Consider the following 21246-nt stretch of genomic DNA (forward strand, 5'->3'; position numbering starts at 1 on the left):
CACTCCAGTCAGATTAAAGAATTCGAGGAGTGCGGGCATCTTGCCCGCTAGTTTAACTCCAGTAATATCAAATAATTGAGGGAGTGCGGGCATCTTGCCCGCTAGTTTAACTCATTTTCATGTCCGCTTGCGGAAACCGGACTTGATATAACGAATTAGCCCAAAGCAGTGCAAAATAACTGCCTCCCCTCTATAACCAGAAGGGGACAGTTATTTTCGAGTTTATCCTGTAGCCACAGCTATCTTAGCTCACCCTCTTCTGGGATATGGTAACCATGACTACGGGGATCGAACGGGATTGGAAAAAAGATTTAAAAACTTGATTCTAGGGGTAAGAGGAGTCGGGAGGGAGAAGCGTCACCGGATTGAAGGGTGAAGGTAATCACCTGAGCATCAATTAAACGGCTTTGGGCCCCACATTGTCCTGTACCCGGATTCACCGGGTAAGCAGGGAAACAAGCGCCACTTAAACTTAAACGCAGACTACTACCGATAGGTAATTGTATACAAACCGATTGCAGGTGAACTTTTAGGGGGATTTGGGGTTCTGTGACACAGAGATAGCCTTGAGTAAAGTTATAAACTCTACCATCCGGTTTAACTTCGGAGAGGATGGCGCACAGGTCAAAGCTGTGAGTCGAGGCTTGGGCATAGACTTCGACGATCGCCTCTCCTAAAATACAGACCGGTTCCGTTAATGGTTCGCTGGTATAGGTTACGGTATCCGTGCGGCATTCGAGCAGGGAGCGATCGCAAGCTCCAAAGGGACTATACACATGGCCCCCCAAAGCGGGAAAGGGTCTCCAGGGATCGTGAACCCAGCGATCCACACTGTCACTAGGGGGCGGATTTTCAATTAAAAAGCCCTCCTTATCGCTGATATTGGCCAGTCCCGTACTAGAGAGATAATAGGATTTTGGGGAATGGGAGGGCCATTGAGAGAGCGATCGCCATCGGTTACTGCCCATCTCAAACACCGAAATGGGAGGCATATCTAAGCGTCCCGTATCCTGACCCTTGAGAAACTGATTAAACCAATTCACCTGCATCAGATCGATGGGACTGCCTGCGGCCGCCCCATAATCCAATTCTCCCACCTTACGCCCCCAAGGGAGATGGGCCCAGGGGCCAACGATCAGATGTTGGGGATAACTACTGTGCCCGGCCAGCTCCTGATACCAGCGCAACGTGCCCCGCAGATAGGGATCGAACCAACCGCCAATATGGAGCATGGGTAAATCCACAGCCTCTAACTTCGGCGACAATTCTTGCCAATACTCATCCGATTCCGAATGCTCTAACCAGCGATAATAAAAGGCATCGGGGCAATATTTCCGCAGGGTTTCATCTAAGCGCGGTTCTCGGCCATGGATGGGAAGATTTCGGGAGGCACTGTAGAGAATTTGGTGGGCGATCGCATCTTTCTTTAATCGTGCCGTTTCCGCCGCCAATTGCAGGGCCCAACCTAAATTACCCGCTAAACAAAAAGCTCCCCCTTCATAGGCCCAATCGGCGTATAAATCATAGGCAATCATCGCCGGACACAGGGTTTTCAGTGCTTTCGGTTTAGCCGAGGCCGCATACAATTGGGTCATTCCCTGATAGGAAAACCCATACATTCCCACCTCTCCCGTACTTCCAGGCAATTGGGCCGCCCAATTAATCGTATCTATCCCATCTTCGACTTCATGGGTAAACAAGTGGAATTCCCCTTGGGAGGTTCCCCGACCGCGCACATCTTGAATGACCACAATATAGCCATGGGCCGCATACCATTCGGGGTGAGCATAGACCACCGTCGAGGCAATTTCCCGGCCATAGGGTTGCCGCATGAGTAGCACCGGATAGGGGCCATCTCCTTGGGGTTGATAAATATCGGCATCGAGTCTGACTCCATCACGGGTCATTAGGGATGCGGTTTGTTTGGGACGCAGAGTTAACATAAGTGCCGGGAAAAGTTACGACTGAGGAACAGTGCGATCGCTACACCTAATAAATAGTGTAGGGTGTTGTTCTTATAAAAAGTTGAAAGTTATTCTTGTTGCTCCTCTTGTACCGGTAAGAGAAGCTTTATATTCTCTAGAAGTTCTGGAATGCTCGTTTGGGTGATTTCCCAAACTTGAGAAAGATCAATCTGTCGGTAGTCGTGGACACATTTATCGCGCATTCCGGCAATTTGTCGCCAAGGGATATGGGGATTTTGCTGCCGGAGTTGGGTGGAAAGTTTTTTAGTGGCTTCTCCAATAATAGTAATGCTGTAGAGAATCGCTTTTTGGGCTTTCAGGTCAGTCAGGAATGTAGCTTCGTCCATGTCTTGAACAAAGTTAATGATATCTTGGGCATTTTGGGCAATATCAAGCAGATAGAAGGGATCGCGATTCATAGATGACCTGATAATGGTTGAGAATTTCCTGACGGCGAAGCCAGTTCCGGTCTTGTTCAACGGCTTTTTTACTGACGAGATCGACGTTTCGGTTGAGTAGGTCTTGCAGTTGGTATTCAAGTCCAACAAAGTCTAGTAGGCTAATTTTGCAGTGGGGGGCAAAGGTGACCAGGATATCGATATCGCTGTCAGGGCGGAAGTCATCACGGAGGATGGAGCCAAACAAGGCCAACTCAATGATTTGGGCATTCTGGCAGAATGCCTGGAGTTGCTCGGCAGTGATATCTAGACGTTGATAGAGGATTTCAATATTCATACACGCCAGTATAGCGATCGCTGTTACTGTAGGGTTGGCAAGCGGATTGAACTCAACTTCACCTTCCTCATTCTACCTTGCCCACCCTACCCAACTGAGTTTGCAGTGAATTTAGATTAAGATGAAAATTTTATTGGTAGAAGACGATCGCCGTATTGCCGAAGCCTTAGCAGAAGCCCTAAGCGATCGCCACTATACGGTTGATATGGCCGAAGATGGGGAATTAGGCTGGGCGTTTGTAGAGTCAGCCCCCTACGATCTCATTCTTTTAGATGTGATGCTCCCCAAACTCGATGGCATTCAATTTTGTCAGCGACTGCGACAAAAAGGCTATACCATTCCCGTCCTCATGCTCACCGCTAGAGATACTAGCACGGATAAAGTGATGGGTTTAGATGCGGGAGCGGATGATTATGTGGTTAAACCCTTTGATTTACCAGAACTCATGGCACGGATAAGGGCACTTTTGCGCCGCAATCATGATATTTTACCGCCGATCCTGGAATGGGGAGAACTGCAACTTGACCCCAATACCTGTAAGGTGGAATATGCAGGGCAACTGCTGCAACTTACGCCGAAAGAGTATAGTTTATTAGAATTATTTCTTCGCAGCCATGGCCGGTGTTTAAGTCGGAGTATGATTTTAGATCAAGTCTGGTGTTTTGAAGAACAACCAGGGGAAGAAACGGTAAAAGTTCATTTACGCTCTTTGCGGCAAAAATTAAAGGCTGCGGGAGCGCCTGCGAATTATATTGAAACGGTTTATGGCTTGGGATACCGACTCAATCAAAATATCTAAGCGTCCGTTTAATCGTTTGCGCTGGCGGTTGTTGCTGTCCTATTTAGGGGTGATGATAGCAATTTTGGGCAGTTCAACTCTGGCGGTTTATGAGTTTTTTGCCAATAGTTTATATGCCCAGTTAGATCGTCAATTGTTGACGTTGGCGGATGCTGGGGTGCATGGTTTAGAGGCGGTTAAGGAGGGATATGAGGATGATGAGGATGATGAGGATGATGAGGATCATCATGATTATGAGGATCATCATGATTATGAGGCGATCGCCCCTCGGTTAGATAATGATGGAGATCTCGATATTCCCTGGCAAAATTTTCGCCAACCCGCTCAAGGGATTGAATGGTTTGATGAACGGGGTAACCTTTTGGCTCGACAAGGGCTGATTTTTCCCTCTGCTCCCCTGGTTACCCGTACTTCTAATGAGGGTTCTGGACATACAGTTAACGGTGGTATTCGTACCCTGACTTGGGTTGCCCATGAGCAGGATGAGGAAGATCTCGACATTGAAGGCTATGTGCGCGTCAGTCAATCTACGGAAGCGGTGGAGGAGGTGCTGGTAAAGTTGCGCTGGGGGATGCTGTTAGGGGGGGCGATCGCCGCCAGTTTAACCGCAGTCGGAGGCATGTGGTTAACCGATCAAGCCCTCAAACCCATTGAAGCCAGCTTTAACCAACTCAAACAGTTTACCGCCGATGCCTCCCATGAATTGCGATCGCCCCTAACTGCCATCAAAACCTCCGTCGATGTCATGCTCTCCCATCCAGAGCGCATCCATCCTGCCGATGTCAAAAAATTTGAGGCGATCGCCAGCGCTCTCAAGCAAATGACACGCCTTGTCGAAGATCTCCTCATCCTAGCTCGCACCGATCAAAGCAGCCATCCCAGTCAATGGGTAAACCTACCCCTCGAAGAACTCTTAGAAGACTTAATCGACTTATGGCTACCCCAAGCCGAAGCTAAAGACATTATCCTCCGAGCCGATGCGATCGCGCCAGCGATGCGGAGCATTATCGCCCCAGTCACCATCCAAGGAGATCCCTTTTTATTACAGCGCCTCTTTGCCAATCTCCTCGAAAACGCCTTAAACTACACCCCCCCAGGGGGAAAAGTCACCCTTTCCCTAGAGCAACAAGAAGACTGGATCGCCGTCTCCATCCAGGATACCGGCATCGGTATTGCCCCCGAACACCTGCCCCTCGTCTTCGATCGCCTCTGGAGAGCCGACAAAGCCCGCACCCGTCGCGCAGGCGGTTCCGGCTTAGGTTTGGCGATCGCCAAAAGCATCGCCGAGCAACATCAAGGACAAATTCTAGTCACCAGTCAATTAAATGTAGGCAGTTGTTTCCAAGTCCTTCTGCCCATTCATTTCTAACCCTTTCCGAGTTTTTTACCTTTCATCCCTAAAGTGAATCCTAGGTCACATATTAGAGGATGAACCCCATGAATCAACGCACCTTTCGCACCATCCATCGTAAAGTTGCCCCCATCTTATTTTTACCCCTAATGATTTCCGCCTTAAGCGGCATCGGTTACCGGTTAGGAAAAAGCTGGTTTGGCATGTCTGGAGAAACTGCCGATATTTTCATGATCTTCCATCAAGGAGAATATCTCGGCGATGCACTCAAACCCATCTATGTGTTACTCCTAGGCATCGGTTTAATCGGCATGATTATCACCGGCGTAACCATGAGCCGATTTTGGCAACCTTCCAACCCCAAAGCCTCCAGTTCCCTACCCGCCTTTCGCCAAATTCACCGCAAATTCGCCCCCATCATCTTTCTGCCCTTAGCCCTCAGTGCATTTACCGGCATCTTCTATCGCATAGGCAAAAGTTGGTTCGGCATGTCTTCCGAGCAAGCCGAAATTTTTATGGAAATTCACCAAGGCGAATATTTTGGCGACTTCGGTAAACCCATTTATGTGCTTTTAGTCGGGTTAGGATTAATTGCCATGTTAGCCACAGGCATTAAGATGACCGGTATTTTTCGCCAACGTCGTCCCCAAGAGTAACTCAAATTTCCCCTTTTTATCTGCTGGCTAAAATTGACCCATTTTGCCTCTATGTCTGTTGACAATCCACTTAAGCTAAGATGAGAGAATCCACCTGTACATCAGGCTTGTCAACTAGAAAGATGGTTTATTCATAGAGGTTAACTGCCATGGCGCAGGATAGAAGAGCCAAATCCAAATCGTCAATTCGTCCCCCATCTCAGAGTATCTTAAGGCAACGGCTAAATGATAGCCAATGGACTCGATTTATCAGCGAACTTTTGGGGAATAGCGGTCATTTTCTCATCGTTAAAATCTTAACTGATATCATCTTGGATGGCTGGTTAGATTTTATTCATGACCCGACGGAATATATCCTAATTGCTGCCATGATGGTGCAAACTTGGTATTTGTCTCGACCCAATTCCCATCGGTTATGGGGCAATATTCTAGGCGTTTCTATTTACACTATTATTGATGTGCCCGCAGACGGTTTAGGCTTTTTCCAAGATTATATTCATATCATTTTCTGGTCGTTTTCTTTAATCATTGCTATCCTACAGCACCTGCGGTTTCAGGGGAATAAAAATCGACAAAATTGGATTATTCCCTTAGAAAGTTTAGCTCGCAGTGGCATGGTGGTGGCTTTCTATGTGGCTGTAGAAGTTAAGTCCTATGAACTGCCACTCTATTTTGAGTTAACCTCTAATTTTTGGGAAGAAAGATCTCATATTTTCTTAGTCGTTAGTATGCTATTGGTGGGGATACTATTAGGCTTGCAATCTTTACAAATTACCAAACAACGAGAAGAACTGCAAGAGACCGCCAAACTCTTAGGGAATATGGCAGAATGGGGCATGGGCGCTCATGTGGTGGAAACTGCCCTGAGCAATCCAGAGGCTTTAGCGTTTCAAAAGTGCGATCGCACCATTATCTTTATGGATATTCGCGGCTTTACCCATTGGTGCGAAACCACCTCACCCGATTTAGTCGCCTCCGTTCTCAATCAATATTATACTCAGGTTGAACCGGCTGCCTCTCGCTATCAACCCCTAAAAATCAGCTTTACCGCCGATGAAGTCATGGCCATTTATGCCACTCCAGGACAAGGCATTGCCGCCGCTCAAGCCATGCAAAAAGCGGCCTTAAACATCCTCACTCCCTATCATATTGGTGCAGGATGTGCCGTCCATTGTGGTCAAGTTACGGAAGGCTTATTTGGCAGTCAAGATGTACGCACTTATACTGTAATTGGAGATGTAGTTAACACAGCAAAACGCTTAGAAAGTGCTACCCCAGCCGGAGAAATTACCATTTCTGATGCTGTCTATCATGCCATGAGTCAAGATTTAAAAGTTCAACCCTGTGAACCCATCAGCGCTAAAGGCAAATCGGAGAAATTAATCGCTTGGCGATTGGGGTAATACAGTGCAAAGGGCTGTAAATGCCTCATATCAAGTCCGTTTTTAAATTTTTAATTGATAATCCCTTCAAAGAGGGCAGAATAGTCATCATCGAAATGGCCGCGATCGCCAGATTTTTCCAATATTTTGCAGATCCCTTCGAGTAAACTGGCATCTAATCCCAGATCCTTGGCGGTTTGCAGAAATAAGCGGGTATCTTTGAGCAAATGTTTAACGGGGAAATTGGGGTTACTGTACTGATGATCGAGCATCCGTTGCAGCTTTTTATCAAAGGTGGGAGCATAGAGGGCACTTTGGCGCACCAGTTGCATGAAGGCTTCTGTGTTAATTCCTTCCTGTTGAATCAGGTGTAAACTCAGGGCAAAGGCTGTGGTTAGGGAGGCAATCAACTGGTTCATGGCTAATTTTACCGTGGCGGCACTGCCCACAGGCCCGAGGTGGAGCGGTTCTGGGCCAAAAGTTTGCAAGAGGGTTAGCCAGGTTTGAAAGTCCGCTTCGGATGCACCCACCATCACTATTAGCATCCCTTTTTTTACTTCCGGAATACTGCCCAATACGGGCGCTTCTAAGTAGGTTCCCCCCGCTTGACAAATCTGTTGATCTAGGGTTTTGGTTTCTGTGGGGGCAATAGTTCCCATCTGGATAATGGTGTGGCCTTCTAATCCTGATTGGGTGGTAGGATTGAGGAGAACCTCGGCGATCGCCTCAGCATTGGTGAGCATCAGTAGCGTAGAGTCCGATGATTCTAGCACTTCGAGGGGAGAGGAGGCTATTTTCACACCCGCTTCTGCTAAAGGTTTAAGCTTCTCTGGTGTACGATTATAGGCAGTGACCTGATATCCGGATGCTTGTAATTTCAGGGCCATGGGGCCGCCCATCAGTCCTGTGCCTATGATACCGACTCTCACAAGTGTCCTCCTCAGTTCCGTTTGATTCTCGACTTTTCTGTGACCTATGGCTCATTATAGCGATCGCGAAGCCCATATTCCCTTTGACCGCCATCATCTGATTGACTTATGTCTGCGAGATGGCAAGCTTCCCAAGGGCGATCGGGAAAAATTCCGCCAATTTTGTCAGCTTCTATCCGCCTATTATCATTTTCACTTCCATGGAATTTTAGAAGATCTCAAAGACTACTATACACCCTTTAACCCCTATGAAAAACTCTCCGAATTTCAGCGCTTCACGGCCGCCGATCGGCAGCAGATGGAAGCAGACTTCTTTAACTATTTTGAGCAAGTTTTAGAACGGGCCAATTATTTCCCTCTATCCCAAGAAACTCTAGAGAAAGCATTTGACCAACGCTCCCTGATTGAACTGAAAACCGATATTAATTTTAAAGACTTCGATCGAATGCTCTTCTATTGTCAGGGAGACATTTATGAGCTAATTACCCGTAAGAAATGGTGGTTTCGCACCGTTACCGAAACTCTGGATATCTTCGAGCGGGTTGTCGTGGCCATCAAATTCAAAGATGAGTCCTATTTTGCCGAAGCTGAAAACCTCAAATTTACTCCGGGCAAAATTTATCTGTTTTATTATCAAAATGTTCCTAAATTTGACTTAGAGTTCCTCTTCCCCAATGTCAAAGTGAGCATGACCTGGAAAGACCGACTTATCCTCATTGCATCAGCCATTGGTGCAGCCATCCCCCTGATGATCAAGATTTTACCCCAAGTGGTCATTATTGTCGGTGTTATCCTATTTTTCACGGGTACTTTTCCGGGAATGGAAGAGATGAAAGCAGATGAAGAAGAGGTGCGAAATTTAACTCCAGCATTGTTGGCGACCCTCTCCCTTTTGCTGGCGTTTGGGGGATTTGCATTTAAGCAATATAATAGCTACAAAAACAAGAAAATTAAGTTTCAGAAAAAAGTGACTGAAACCCTCTTTTTTAAGAACTTAGCCAATAATACCAGCGTTTTTCATGCCCTGATTGATGTCGCCGAAGAAGAAGAGTGTAAAGAGATTATGTTAGTCTACTATCATTTGCTGACGAGTGGCAAAGCCATGACTCCAGAAGACTTAGACGATCGGATTGAAACCTGGATGGAAAAAACTTGGAATTGTCGCATCGATTTTGATATTAATGGCCCCCTGAATAACTTATACAATATTCGCGGAAAATTAAACAATATGCAGGGTAAACTTCAATCGGATATTCCGTTATTAAGCTATGATGAGTGGGGCAAGTGTCAAGTTAGATCCTTAGATGATTCCTTGGAAATCTTAGATTATTTATGGGACAATGCCTTTCGTTATAGTCATGACTAGGAGGGAATAGGGAATAGGGAATGGGGGAATAGGGGAACAATTCAGATACCAATTACCTATTACCAATTACCCAAGATATGAATACCAATACTTGTTTATCCGTTCATCAAATTGGGCGCAAAATTCAAGACAAATGGCTATGGAGAAACTTAACCTTTAGCCTAACCCCCGGATCTCGCTTGGGGTTAGGGGGAGCATCCGGGACAGGAAAAACCCTATTATTACGCGCTCTCGCAGGACTCGATCCCCTGGATGAAGGCCAGATTTTATGGTCGAAAGAGCCGGGAGAAGACCGAAATCTTACCCCCAAGATATTACCTTATTATCGTTCCCAAGCCATTTATATTCATCAACAACCTAGTCTATTTGAAGGAACGGTAGAGGAAAATTTACAGATTGTTTATACCTTAGCCATTCATGAACATAAAACCTATAATTCGGAGTATATTCAAACGTTACTGAGCCAACTCAATCGTCCTTCAGATTTTCTGAAAAGACCAGCCCCTAGCCTATCTGGAGGAGAGCGGCAAATTCTGAGTTTTATTCGCGCTCTGCAACTGCATCCGAGGATCTTATTTTTAGATGAACCTACGGCATCTCTTGACCCACAAACGACCGAACAAATTGAAACTTTAATCGATGGTTGGATTCAGGAAAAACCTCACAGATGCTGTATCTGGACAAGTCACGATCGTCAGCAAATGGAGCGGGTAACGAGCGATCGCCTAGAATTGTAGAAGGACGGTTAATCGCAAGGATAAACCAACGAGCAAGAGAGACACGAAGAGGTAGTACACATGGCTGTGCCTAATCTGAAACTGATGGAGGCTGTGGAACATTTGGGGTATCGAGTCACGGTGGGGGATGTGGCGGCTCGCACGGGGTTGAATGTTGAGGAAACCCAACAGGGACTTTTAGCTCTGGCTGCGGATGCGGGGGGACATCTCCAGGTGGCGGAGTCGGGGGATGTTGCCTATCTGTTTCCTCAGAATTTTCGCACGATTCTACAAGGGAAGTTTTGGCGCTTGCGTTGGCAAAAGACGAGTCAACAGATTTGGCGGGTTTTGTTTTATCTGATTCGGATTTCCTTTGGCATTGTGCTGATTTTGTCTTTGGTCTTGATTTTAGTGACGATCGCCGTCATTGTCATTAGTCTGCAATCCTCCCAAGACGGAGATTCCAATAGCGGAGGGGGCAATAGGGGGCGCGAGTCGGTGCGTTTCTTTTGGTTTCCCCTCAATTTAGGGGATTGGTGGATGTTTTATCCTGACTATTCCGGTGCAAACCGTCGCCAGCGCTCCTCGTCGGAAATGAACTTTTTAGAGGCGATTTTTTCCTTTTTGTTTGGGGAGGGTAACCCCAATGCCCATTTAGAGGAGCGCCGTTGGCGGGCGATCGCCTCAACCATCCGTTCTCAGAATGGCGCTGTGGTAGCCGAACAAATCGCCCCCTATTTGGATGATTTAGGCAAGGGGTACGATCGCGAATATGAGAATTATCTCTTACCCGTTTTGGTGCGCTTTAATGGTCGTCCGGAAGTGACTCCAGAAGGGGGGATCGTCTACCAATTCCCCGACTTACAAATTACGGCGACTGAGGAAGACGAAGAAAAACACGCTTCCTATCTCAAAGAAAAGAAATGGCGATTTAGTGCCGCCAGTTCCACCCAAATTATGTTGGCGATCGGTTTAGGAGCAGCCAATCTGATTGGGGCGTTAGTTTTGGGGAGTTTATTGGCAGATGGCACAGTGGCGGCTGAATTGGGGGGATTAGTGGCGTTTGTAGAGTCCATTTATGGTATTTTGTTAGCCTACGGTATCGGCTTTTTAGCCATTCCCCTGGGTCGCTATTTGTGGTTAGGACAAGCGAATCAGAAAATCGAACAGCGCAATCAAATGCGCCGCGATCGCCGTTCTCTGCTCGGCAATCCTACCCCAGAAATTCAGCAGAAACTCGACTATGCTAAAGGTCTAGGCAAAAAACAGGCGATCGCCTCTGACGATCTAGCTTATACCACCGAAACCGATATCCTAGAGCAAAACATTAACCGACTTGCAGATGGAGACGAGAACTAACTTATCGCCCTTTCCGATGAATTAATTAAACGGGCCAGCTAAAATTACCTTAGCTAAAGCATGAATCACATCATGTTCCGATTCTTGACTTAAAGAATCATACCACTCTTGAGTAACAGCCATATCCTTTCCGTAAATGGTGTCCGTGCGCTTTCTCGCCTTCAACACCAATTCCGATGTGCGGGTTTTGCGGGCGAGTTCATACCGGTTTAGTGCATCTTCCACACTCACATTGGTAGTAACTAAATAGCGACATAAAACCGCCGCATCCTCCATGGCTTGACAACCTCCTTGACCTAAAGTTGGCGTAGTAGCATGACCCGCATCACCGAGTAGGGCGATCCGTCCTTTTACTAAAGTGTTGAGAGGATTTAAATCATGAATTTCTAATCGATTAGTGGCTAAAGGATTCAGGGTTTTAATTAATCTTTGTACTGGACTTGCCCAGCCCCTGAAAATGTTGGCTAATTCCTGTTGGCGATCTTCACGAGCAACTGCTGTGCCTTTGTCCAGGGGACAGCCAAAGAAAAAATAAAAGCGATCGCCCCCAATAGGCATCAGGGAAGCTCGTTTTCCTTCTCCCACATAAATCACCCAACACTCTCGATCGATCGCTTGGGCTTTTGCCTCGACTAAACCATTCCAATTCACATAACCCGCATATCGAGGCTCGCTACTCTCTCCCGTCACCATTGGACGAATCATCGAGTGAATCCCATCAGCAGCAATTAACACATCTCCACAGGTCGTTCTGCCATCTTCAAACCTGGCAGTTACCCCATCTTTATCCTGAGAAACATTTACACATTTACAATTAAGAGTAACATTTTTTTCGCCAACCCTTTGCAATAATAAGGCTTGTAAATCCGTCCGCGAAACCGGATAGGGGCGCTGTCCAACTTGGGCAATTAAAGAATGTAAATCGATGGCATTTAACAGGTTATCCTCATGGGTGCGATACTCCATCCGATTCATCTGGCCACCAATTTTAGCAATCTCTTCCCCCAACCCTAACTGATTGAGAACTTTAATCCCATTTGACCACAAAGAAATCCCCGCACCGGCAGGGCAAAATTCGCGCACTTTATCATAAATTTCAATTTCATATCCGGCTTGTTTGAGGGCAATTCCGGTCGTTAATCCACCAATGCCAGCGCCAATAATAATCGCTTTGAGATGATACATAATGTTTGATATAGGGAATAGGGAATAGGGAATAGGTTACGGATTAATTATACTCTCGATCCAATTTTAGCAACGTATGCAATAAAACCATTGCCCCTTGTACACAATCTCGATCTGGGGTATACTCCTTTCCAGAATGGCTAATTCCCCCTTGAGAGGGCACAAAAATCATCCCCATATCGGTACAGCGCCCCAATTCTTGAGCATCATGACTGGCGCGACTCGGTAGGGAGAGATGGGTTAATCCTAAGTCTTGGCAAACGGTGGCGATCTGCTGTTGAATTTTGGGAGTGGCTAAGGTAGGTTGAACGTTTAATAGGGGTTCAATGGTAATTTGAGTTTGTGTAGCGCTGGAAACTTCTTCTAATTGTGTCTTTAATTCAGTCACTAAATGGTTCAGGTTTTGCCGATCTAAATCGCGAATATCGACGGTCATTTTGACTAAGCCAGGAATAATATTAGGGGCATTGGGAAAGACTTGAAATGCGCCTACGGTGGCGACTGGATCGCCGGGAGCAGAGTGGGCTAAATGTTCAACAGCTAGGACAATGCGAGCGGCAGCAGTGAGAGCATCTTGACGCATGTTCATGGGGGTGGTTCCGGCATGGTTGGCTTGACCTTTGATGGAAATGGTATAGCGTTGTTGACCAACAATGCCTTGAACAATGCCAATTTGTTTCCCAAATTGTTCTAATATGGCTCCTTGTTCGACATGCAATTCTATAAAGGCGGCGATGTCTTGGCGGGTTTGTTGGACTTGGGCTAAAGTGTGCCAATTGCCGCCAATTTTATCTAAGGCATCGATGATGGAAAGATTGACTTTGGTTTGATAGTCTTCTGGGTTAAGGGATGCGGTTCCAGAGATGGCTTTACAACCAATCATGGTGTTTTCTTCATCGGTAAATACGATGATTTCTAAGGGATGATTGAGATGGTGTTGATGGTCGTTTAAAACCCGAATGATTTCAATTCCGGCAACGACTCCCAAGGCTCCGTCAAATTTGCCGCCAGAGGGGACGGTATCGAGATGGGAACCGGTGGCTAAGATGGGAAGATGGGGCTGTTTTCCGGGATAGGTTCCTCTTAAGTTTCCGGCACTATCGACTCGCACTTTCATTCCGGCTTCTTCCATCCACTGATGGACGAGGGCACGTGCTTGTAGATCTTCGTCGGAAAAGGCGAGGCGACAAATACTGCGATCGCCCTTTTGTCCAATTTTCGCGAGTTCTTCTAAGGTATTTTGGAGCCGTTGAGCGTTAATTTGCAGAGCTTCAATCATGTGATGGGTAATCGCTGGAGTATTTTGACTTGAAACGCCCTCTCCCTATATCCCTCTCCCAGAGGAGAGGGACTTTCTCCCTTCTCCCGTGGGAGAAGGGGTTAGGGGATGAGGGCAACCGTTGTAAATGTGATGAAAATGCTATATAATACATAACTCTGTTTAACTATATTTTTAATTAAAGTTTACAATACAATCGGAGAGATAAGACAAAGGGCAGTTCAGCACCAAGCTATGTCACTGCAATTTTATCAACAGTTACTCAATCTATTGAAAATGGGAGATGTGGCGATCGCCACTGTCATTAAAACAACTGGCTCTGTGCCCAGGGAAGTGGGGGCAAAAATGGCGCTCTGTGGGGATGGGACGCTGTTGGATACCATTGGCGGAGGAGCGGGAGAAGCGAAGGTTTTAAGCATTATGGAGGAGGTTCTAGCATCGGGCGCTCCACAAAAGGCGATCGTTGACCTTTCCGGGGCAATTCAGCGCGTCACTGAGGGGGTTTGTGGGGGTCAAATGCAGGTCTGGGTGGCAAAATGGTCAGGTGAAGCGGCGATCGCCCTCACCCAAGCTATCCTAGACCATCTCAACCAAGGTCATTCGGTGGGTCTATTTATCCCCTTTTCTCCCAATTTATCCCCCCATCTTCTCACTGAACATGATCCCCAAATTTCCCCAGAACAAGGATTTATAAACCTCATAGACCCATCGCCCTTACTCTTGATTATCGGTGCAGGTCATGTGGGCGAAAAACTCGCACAAGTTGCCACATTCTTAGGCTTTCAAATCATCATTCAAGACGATCGCCCCCAATGGGCCAATTGCGATCGTTTCCCCTCAGCCCTCTCTATCTTCACCGATCCCATCTCTCAAGTTTTACAGCAATGGCCCTATCATCATCCCCTGTATATTTCCATGGTTACCCGTGGATATGATTACGATATCGAAGCTCTAAAAAGTCTGCTAGAAAACCAGATTCCCCATCACTATATTGGCATGATTGGATCGAAAAAACGGGTAAACAAAGTCCGCCAAGCCCTCGCCGATCGTGCCATTCCTTTAGACCAACTCAAGAAAATCCATGCACCCATTGGACTCGATATCGGAGCCTTAACACCCGCAGAAATAGCCATTAGTATTGCCGCCGAATTAGTCTTAGTCCAACGAGGTGGAAGCGGTTTACCCTTATGGCAACAGAGCAATACCCATTTTTAATTTTTAATTTTTAATTTTTAATTTTTAATTGATCTTCCCTTGGTCTTGGTTAATACAATTCGGTTTTTGCACATGCTGGCAAATCTTCTGCCATAATTGCTCGCGGGTGGCTGGCGGCCCATAGGAAAATAAAACCCGATCCTTACCCACCATTTTTTGGATCTTCACACCACAAACGGGACAGGTTTGTTCTGACATCAGCTTAATTCCAACATCGGTCAACAGTTTGGCACAGTATAGCGTATCTTTTCAAAAATGTTAGGTTTTTGATCGACCCTACGGGGAAATGTTTCCATAGCTCAGAGAATTAGATATTCACTACAAAATAGCAGCCAGCTTTTCGTCATGCAGATCATCTAGATAAGGTTTACCGCAAGCCTATGTTCTGGAGTCGTTCGTACTGCATTATTTTCTGTAGTGCAGCACTGCGACGGAGCTTGGTAGAATACTGAATACGATGCTTAACTGAACGGATGAGAGAATCCCATGAACAAGGCCAAGCAACTTTCCCTGAAGATCGCCGTGGTAGGAGATGTACACGATCAATGGGAAAGTGCCGATGCACAAGCCCTGTATGCTTTAGGTGTGGATTTAGTGTTATTTGTGGGTGATTTTGGCAATGAGTCAATTCCGGTGGTGGAGGCGATCGCCGCGTTAGACTTACCCAAGGCGATCGTTTTAGGAAACCATGATTGTTGGTATACTGCCTCCCCTTGGGGTAAGAAAAAATGCCCCTACGATCGCCAATTAGAAGACCGGGTAAGCGACCAACTTCAGCTCCTCGGAGAGACCCATGTGGGGTTTAATTCCCTCGATTTTCCCCAATTTCAGCTCAGTGTCGTTGGCGCTCGGCCCTTTAGTTGGGGCGGCCCCATCTGGCAAAATGGGGGCTTTTATCGCGATCGCTATGGCGTGAATAGTTTTACGGAATCTGCGGATAAAATTATTGCGGCTGCCCAGAACACGGCCTATGAGACGGTGATTTTTGTTGGCCATTGTGGCCCCCAAGGTCTTGGAAATCAACCGGAAGACATTTGTGGTAAAGATTGGAATCCTTTGGGGGGAGACTTTGGCGAACCGGATTTTCGGGCGGCAATCTCAGCCACTCGACAACAGGGAAAACAGATTCCCTTAGTCACCTTTGGCCACATGCATCACCGGTTGCGACATACTCAGGCTCAGTTGAGAGAGGCGATCGCCCAAGACGATCGAGGTACACTCTATCTAAACGCTGCTAGAGTCCCCCGAATTATCACCACCGCAACCGGAAAATCGCGCAACTTCTCCCTCGTCACCCTAGAAAACCAAACCGTTACCCAAGCCAGCTTAGTTTGGGTGAATGACCAGTTCAAAATAGAGACCGAAGAAATCCTCTATTCATCCCACCCATCTGCTCTCAAAATAGACTATACTAATAGACTGTGACTGGAGAGGTGGCAGAGTGGTCGAATGCGCTCGACTTGAAATCGAGTGGGCGTTAACAGCGTCCCGGGGGTTCGAATCCCCCCCTCTCCGTTCCCTTGTCGCCTGAGTGAATTAGGGTTGCTCTCTTATGGCCTCCACGATACAAATCAACCATCAACCAAGCCGGGAACAGCTCGATCGACTAGGAATCTGGGATTGTCCCATCTGGGAAAAAGAAGTTTCTGAGTTTCCCTGGACATATGACTGCTCCGAAACCTGTTACTTACTGACTGGAGAAGTGATTGTTACCCCCGATGATGGAGAACCGGTTAAATTTGCACAAGGGGACTTAGTGACATTTCCCTCTGGACTCTCCTGCACCTGGAAAATCCTTAAACCGGTTCGCAAACATTATTTTATGGAATAACTGGCACATGGTAGGGGACTCCAATCTTTACGCTCAAGTCCAAAACCCGGATTTCTGGAAGCAACTTAATCCAGGGTTATCGAAGATTTTGGGTTGAAAACCCCGCCCTTGAAGGGCGGCTTTACAGTACAATGGGCAGTGGTAGTTAAACTGGCTAACGAAAACCAAGTTAGTAAGTTTGGCTAACACTCCAATCCAATTGGGCTTTTGGCGGTGGGACACACCGTTTCCGCCTGTGGAGCGAACGTAAGCCTCGAAAGGCATTGCGCCCTGGAAAGCCGTTGCGAAAAACCCGCAAGGGACAGAAGCAGGAACCCAAATCGTGAGGTTTGGGAATCGCCGTCCTTCTAGGGCGGTGAGAATGTCAAGAACATATGTATGATTTGCCCCCTGAGCTAGTAGAAGTTGCCAGGGAACTCATGCAGGGCGAAGTGTTGTAGTGGGTCATGGTAATGACCATTGGTAACACTTTACAGCGCTTGGCCCTGTCTCCCTATTACCCCATTTTAATGTACCCCATAGCAGAGGAAACTGCTGTATCCCTTCAGATCGTCTCTGGATCAATGCCCAACTCCTGGAGTTTTGCTAAAGCTTGGTTGAGTTTCGCTTGGGCTTGTTCCTCTCGCGAGAGTGCCCGATCGCGTTCCGCTTGCGCCCGATCGCGTTCCGCTTGCGCCTGTTCTTGCTCCAGTCTCGCCCGATCGCGCTCGAGCAAACTGGCTTCTGGTTCAGCGAAGGGTTCCCCATTGGGATGGAACACAGTTAACCCATCCTCAAATAACTCAAACCGGATCTGTAACAGGGGAGATGTCCATGGGAGATACAATGCTGTAATTAAAGTATAAATATCATCTTCATTTTGCCGTGCAAACCCCCAAAAATCCTTTCGCTCCGGGTCGTAGTAATAGGTTTCTAAAACCCCATAGTGTTCGTAAAACTTCTGCTTTTCTGCCATTTCCCGGCGGGTGTTGGTGGGGGAGAGGATCTCAAACACCACTTGCGGGGCAATATTGTCTTCTTCCCATTGCTTATAGCTGCCTCGATATCCCGGAGGACGACCCAAAGCCACCATGACATCCGGTGCTTGGCTTGGTGCAGGGGGGGCTTCGACTTGCACGGGATACCAGAGTAAATCGGCGGCAACAAATACCTCTCGATCCTTGAGTAAATACTTGAGATTAGTTGCCAAACGAACAATCCATTCATACTGCTCGGTATTTTCTGCCATAGGTTTCCCGTCAGAGTCAGGGTAGAGCGTTTCCAGGGAGTAGGGAGCTTGAACCATGAGTAATCCATCGTCGATCGAAGGTGAGTTGAGTTGATTTTAACTTATTTATTTTAAGTACCGATCGCTACTTGCCCCCTCCCATTAAATACAGTAGGGCCATTCTCACGGCTACTCCACTGCTGACCTGTTGGGAAATGAGGCTAAATTCGGGATCGTCCATGAGGTCGGAACTAATTTCCACGCCTCGGTTTACGGGGCCGGGATGGAGAACTTTAACACCAGGTTTACAGAGTTTGAGGCGATCGCGGGTAATGCCAAAGCGATGATGGTATTCCCTGGCACTCGGCAGTAAATGTTGAGTCATGCGCTCTTTTTGCAAGCGCAGAGTCATCACAAAATCAGCATCTTGCAGAGCCGGTTCTACTGACCAATGCACCAACACTTTTCCCGGTCGCTCTTGGGACTCAGACGAGACATATTGGGCAAAGTATTGGGGTAATAATGTTGGCGGTGCAGCTAAGTGAACTTCACATTCAGTAGCCGTTAAACTCCAGAGATTAGAACGAGCGACCCTAGAATGGACAATATCGCCGACAATGGCAATTTTTTTGCCTGACAGTAACTCTAAACGGGGCCCTTGGGGATCGAGGAGGAAGCAGAGGGTAAACAGATCCAGTAAGCCTTGGGAGGGGTGTTCGTGTTGACCATCCCCGGCGTTAAGAACACTGACATTGGCATTCAGGCGATCGAGTTCAGCCGCGATCGCCTGGGGAACCCCAGACTCTTTATGGCGAATCACCATAATATCGCTTCCCATGGCTAAATAGGTTTTGGCCGTATCCAGGATAGTTTCCCCTTTGGAGAGGGAAGAGGAACCGGGGGAAAAATTAAGGGTATCGGCCGATAACCGTTTAGCCGCTAACTCGAAGCTGCTGCGGGTGCGAGTGGAAGGTTCAAAGAAAAGATGCGTCACCACTCGTCCTTGAAGGGTGGGCAGTTTTTTCGCTTTTTTCGTCGGTCGCGAAAGGACATCGGAAAAACTAGCGGCGGTCTGTAAAACGGTATTGTAATCTTCTGGGGTGAAGTCGGCCAGCGATAGGATGTGGGGGTGAGTAAAGGTCATCGTTAGGTAATGGGTAATGGGTAAAGGGTAAAGGGGGATACCCGACTTTACCCTTTAACGCTATGTAGGATTCTACAGGAAATTAGGCGGATCGAATGCCGGTTTCGATGAAGGGTCTAAAGAGTCACTCATTACTCCACGATCATGCCCTTAAACCCTCGAAGCTCGATCGCCCCCTTGGGTATGGCGATCGCCCTGAGTCTGGCTGGATGCGCCCTTAATGCCACCCATTCCACCGAACCCACGCCTACCCCTGCACCCCTGCCCAAACTGGCTCAAACCCCCGATCCTCCTCCGGTGGAGACCATCGAGGTGACAGTTTATCATCTGGATGCTTTCTGTGAAACCTTTGTCCAGAAACCGATACAAGTGCCTCGACAAAATGCCCTACAAGGGACGATCCATAAGCTGATCGCAGAGGGAACCAGCCCCGATTTTGCGATCGCCGGTTATCGCGTGCAACCCAACCGAGCAGAGAATAGCCTCACCATTGATTTTCGCCTCTCTCCCCAATCTCAGCGTCAGTTTGTCTCCCTCTCCACTTGCGAACGCATGGCTCTCATGGGCAGTTTACAGCAAACCTTAACCCAATCTTCCCTGTGGAATATTCAGGAGGTGCAATTTACCGATCGCTCTCAACCCATTGGCTTTTGATGATACACTTTAAGGATGATCCATTGTTTTCAAGATTGGTATTGTGGCATATAACATTGGCTTACTAGGCTTAGGAACCGTAGGAGCAGGAACGGTTGAGATTTTACTAACCCCGGAAGGACGGCATCCCCTCTTAGGTGACCTAAATCTGTATCGGGTTGGTGTTCGGGATCTGCATAAATCGAGAGCGGTGAAAGTGCCCGATGGGTTACTGACTACCGATCTTGAAGCCATTGTTACCGATGAAGCTGTGGATATTGTGGTCGAACTCATCGGCGGTTTAGAACCGGCGCGATCGCTCATTCTTCAGGCGATCGCCCATGGCAAGCATGTGGTTACCGCCAATAAAGCAGTGATTTCCCGATATGGGGATGAAATTTATGATGCTGCTAATGCTGCGGGGGTGTACGTGATGCTGGAGGCAGCAGTCGGCGGCGGAATTCCGGTGATTAATCCCCTCAAACAGGCCCTAGGCGTGAACCGGATTCAATCTGTCATTGGTATTATTAATGGCACAACCAACTATATTTTGTCCCGAATGGAGCAGGAAGGCTCAGATTTTGGGGACGTTCTCGCCGATGCCCAGAGTTTAGGCTATGCGGAAGCCGATCCCACAGCCGATGTGGATGGGTTAGACGCGGCCGATAAGATTGCCATTTTAGCCGCTTTAGCCTTTGGCGGTCGAGTGAAACGGGAAGAAGTCCATTGTGAAGGCATTCGCTCCATCAGTGCAGCCGATATTAGTTATGCCGAAAAACTGGGCTTTCGGATTAAACTGTTGGCGATCGCCCATCGGGAAGAGTCGAGCGACGCAACCGATCGTCTGCAAATTCGCGTCCATCCTACCCTCGTTCCCCATACCCATCCCCTGGCCAGCGTCAACGGCGTATTTAACGCCATCTTAGTCGAAGGCGACCCCATCGGCCCCGTGATGTTCTACGGTCAAGGAGCAGGAGCTGGCCCCACCGCCAGTGCCGTCACCTCGGATATGATTAACATTGCCGCCATCCTCAAAACCGAAACTGAACCCATCCCCCACCCCCTCCTCAGTTGCACCCATCAGCACTATTGCACCCTCACCCCCCTAGAAGAACTTAACAGCCGCTTTTATATTCGCCTGATTGCCAAAGATCGTCCCAAAGTCATCGGTCATCTGGGCATTATTTTCGGCGATCGCGGCGTAAGTTTAGAGTCCGTCGTACAAATTGGCTTCAGGGGAGACCTAGCAGAGATCGTCATTGTCACCCATGAAACCCGCGAAGGCAATTTCCGCCAAGCCTTAGCACAAGTCAAGGAGTTAGAGGCGATCGACTCTGTACCGAGTGTCATTCGAGTATTGTAAAGTTTAACTTAAAATACAGTCAAGTATAGTCATTCATGGTAAAATAGAACCATGAAACTCTCAGACTATGCCAAAAAAGCCGGGGTGAGTTATCAAACAGCGTGGAGATGGGAAAAACCGTTGAGATTGTCA

Annotated in this window: 21 protein-coding genes and 1 tRNA gene; 13 read left to right on the forward strand and 9 right to left on the reverse strand. The window is 47.5% G+C overall.

The genetic code is table 11. From position 1 onward, the window contains the following. Positions 1 to 311 precede the first annotated feature (311 nt). The 3 genes from PJF56_RS13665 to PJF56_RS13675 all read right to left on the reverse strand — a co-directional run bounded on the left by PJF56_RS13665 (position 312) and on the right by PJF56_RS13675 (position 2699). Positions 312 to 1943, reverse strand: a complete 1632-nt coding sequence (locus PJF56_RS13665) for a CocE/NonD family hydrolase (RefSeq protein ID WP_283763236.1) — start codon at positions 1941 to 1943, stop codon at positions 312 to 314. Positions 1944 to 2032: 89 nt separating this feature from the next. Then, positions 2033 to 2383, reverse strand: coding sequence for a HepT-like ribonuclease domain-containing protein (locus tag PJF56_RS13670; protein WP_283763237.1), 351 nt, complete (start codon positions 2381 to 2383; stop codon positions 2033 to 2035). Continuing rightward, on the reverse strand, positions 2355 to 2699 hold the full coding sequence (locus PJF56_RS13675) for a nucleotidyltransferase family protein (protein ID WP_283763238.1): 345 nt from the start codon (positions 2697 to 2699) through the stop codon (positions 2355 to 2357). The genes PJF56_RS13670 and PJF56_RS13675 overlap by 29 nt, the downstream gene beginning before the upstream one ends. A 121-nt stretch (positions 2700 to 2820) precedes the next feature. Here PJF56_RS13675 and PJF56_RS13680 point away from each other — a divergent pair, with 121 nt between their 5' ends. The 4 genes from PJF56_RS13680 (at position 2821) to PJF56_RS13695 (ending at position 6908) form a co-directional block, all read left to right on the forward strand. Continuing rightward, positions 2821 to 3498 (forward strand): response regulator transcription factor, encoded by a 678-nt coding sequence (locus PJF56_RS13680; protein WP_283763239.1) that lies wholly within the window; start codon positions 2821 to 2823, stop codon positions 3496 to 3498. Continuing rightward, entirely contained in the window at positions 3464 to 4867 is a 1404-nt protein-coding gene (locus PJF56_RS13685; RefSeq protein WP_283763240.1) for a sensor histidine kinase, read from the forward strand. The genes PJF56_RS13680 and PJF56_RS13685 overlap by 35 nt, the downstream gene beginning before the upstream one ends. A 68-nt stretch (positions 4868 to 4935) precedes the next feature. Beyond that, a complete protein-coding gene (locus tag PJF56_RS13690; RefSeq protein WP_283763241.1) occupies positions 4936 to 5505 on the forward strand; it encodes a hypothetical protein in 570 nt (189 codons plus the stop codon). A gap of 149 nt (positions 5506 to 5654) precedes the next feature. After that, positions 5655 to 6908, forward strand: coding sequence for an adenylate/guanylate cyclase domain-containing protein (locus PJF56_RS13695; RefSeq protein WP_283763242.1), 1254 nt, complete (start codon positions 5655 to 5657; stop codon positions 6906 to 6908). A 50-nt stretch (positions 6909 to 6958) separates the two neighbouring features. Here PJF56_RS13695 and PJF56_RS13700 read toward each other — a convergent pair whose 3' ends face one another. Further along, entirely contained in the window at positions 6959 to 7816 is an 858-nt protein-coding gene (locus PJF56_RS13700) for an NAD(P)-dependent oxidoreductase (RefSeq protein WP_283763243.1), read from the reverse strand. Between the two features lie 46 nt (positions 7817 to 7862). On the opposite strand from PJF56_RS13700, the gene PJF56_RS13705 reads away from it, so the two are divergent. The 3 genes from PJF56_RS13705 to PJF56_RS13715 all read left to right on the forward strand — a co-directional run bounded on the left by PJF56_RS13705 (position 7863) and on the right by PJF56_RS13715 (position 11257). After that, a complete protein-coding gene (locus PJF56_RS13705; protein WP_283763244.1) occupies positions 7863 to 9182 on the forward strand; it encodes a TMEM143 family protein in 1320 nt (439 codons plus the stop codon). Between the two features lie 77 nt (positions 9183 to 9259). After that, positions 9260 to 9919 carry an ABC transporter ATP-binding protein gene (locus tag PJF56_RS13710; protein WP_283763245.1) on the forward strand — a complete coding sequence of 220 codons (660 nt, stop codon included), beginning with the start codon at positions 9260 to 9262 and terminating at the stop codon, positions 9917 to 9919. Positions 9920 to 9979: 60 nt separating this feature from the next. Then, complete coding sequence (locus tag PJF56_RS13715) at positions 9980 to 11257, forward strand: hypothetical protein (protein ID WP_283763246.1); 1278 nt, start codon at positions 9980 to 9982, stop codon at positions 11255 to 11257. A 21-nt stretch (positions 11258 to 11278) separates the two neighbouring features. Here PJF56_RS13715 and hpxO read toward each other — a convergent pair whose 3' ends face one another. Together hpxO and PJF56_RS13725 are read right to left on the reverse strand one after the other, a co-directional pair. Then, positions 11279 to 12442 carry an FAD-dependent urate hydroxylase HpxO gene (gene hpxO, locus PJF56_RS13720; protein WP_283763247.1) on the reverse strand — a complete coding sequence of 388 codons (1164 nt, stop codon included), beginning with the start codon at positions 12440 to 12442 and terminating at the stop codon, positions 11279 to 11281. A gap of 43 nt (positions 12443 to 12485) precedes the next feature. Beyond that, positions 12486 to 13721 carry a Zn-dependent hydrolase gene (locus PJF56_RS13725; protein WP_283763248.1) on the reverse strand — a complete coding sequence of 412 codons (1236 nt, stop codon included), beginning with the start codon at positions 13719 to 13721 and terminating at the stop codon, positions 12486 to 12488. Between the two features lie 234 nt (positions 13722 to 13955). Here PJF56_RS13725 and PJF56_RS13730 point away from each other — a divergent pair, with 234 nt between their 5' ends. Then, a complete protein-coding gene (locus tag PJF56_RS13730; RefSeq protein WP_283763249.1) occupies positions 13956 to 14936 on the forward strand; it encodes an XdhC family protein in 981 nt (326 codons plus the stop codon). Between the two features lie 24 nt (positions 14937 to 14960). Here PJF56_RS13730 and nblD read toward each other — a convergent pair whose 3' ends face one another. After that, complete coding sequence (gene nblD, locus PJF56_RS13735; protein ID WP_283763250.1) at positions 14961 to 15134, reverse strand: NblD family protein; 174 nt, start codon at positions 15132 to 15134, stop codon at positions 14961 to 14963. Between the two features lie 288 nt (positions 15135 to 15422). Here nblD and PJF56_RS13740 point away from each other — a divergent pair, with 288 nt between their 5' ends. The 3 genes from PJF56_RS13740 (at position 15423) to PJF56_RS13750 (ending at position 16767) form a co-directional block, all read left to right on the forward strand. Further along, positions 15423 to 16361 carry a TIGR04168 family protein gene (locus PJF56_RS13740; RefSeq protein WP_283763251.1) on the forward strand — a complete coding sequence of 313 codons (939 nt, stop codon included), beginning with the start codon at positions 15423 to 15425 and terminating at the stop codon, positions 16359 to 16361. Positions 16362 to 16363: 2 nt separating this feature from the next. Beyond that, a tRNA-Ser gene (locus tag PJF56_RS13745) sits at positions 16364 to 16451 on the forward strand. A 37-nt stretch (positions 16452 to 16488) separates the two neighbouring features. Next, positions 16489 to 16767, forward strand: a complete 279-nt coding sequence (locus tag PJF56_RS13750) for a cupin domain-containing protein (protein WP_283763252.1) — start codon at positions 16489 to 16491, stop codon at positions 16765 to 16767. 544 nt (positions 16768 to 17311) lie between these two features. On the opposite strand, the gene PJF56_RS13755 is transcribed toward PJF56_RS13750, so the two are convergent. Both PJF56_RS13755 and PJF56_RS13760 read right to left on the reverse strand, forming a co-directional pair. Then, positions 17312 to 18052, reverse strand: coding sequence for a Uma2 family endonuclease (locus PJF56_RS13755; RefSeq protein ID WP_283763253.1), 741 nt, complete (start codon positions 18050 to 18052; stop codon positions 17312 to 17314). 67 nt (positions 18053 to 18119) lie between these two features. Further along, positions 18120 to 19118, reverse strand: a complete 999-nt coding sequence (locus tag PJF56_RS13760) for an aspartate carbamoyltransferase catalytic subunit (RefSeq protein ID WP_283763254.1) — start codon at positions 19116 to 19118, stop codon at positions 18120 to 18122. A gap of 144 nt (positions 19119 to 19262) precedes the next feature. On the opposite strand from PJF56_RS13760, the gene PJF56_RS13765 reads away from it, so the two are divergent. After that, positions 19263 to 19772, forward strand: a complete 510-nt coding sequence (locus PJF56_RS13765) for a hypothetical protein (RefSeq protein WP_283763255.1) — start codon at positions 19263 to 19265, stop codon at positions 19770 to 19772. 43 nt (positions 19773 to 19815) lie between these two features. After that, positions 19816 to 21114, forward strand: coding sequence for a homoserine dehydrogenase (locus PJF56_RS13770; RefSeq protein WP_283763256.1), 1299 nt, complete (start codon positions 19816 to 19818; stop codon positions 21112 to 21114). Positions 21115 to 21246: the final 132 nt, after the last annotated feature.

Source organism: Roseofilum halophilum BLCC-M91, from assembly GCF_030068445.1.
Taxonomy (GTDB): domain Bacteria; phylum Cyanobacteriota; class Cyanobacteriia; order Cyanobacteriales; family Desertifilaceae; genus Roseofilum; species Roseofilum halophilum.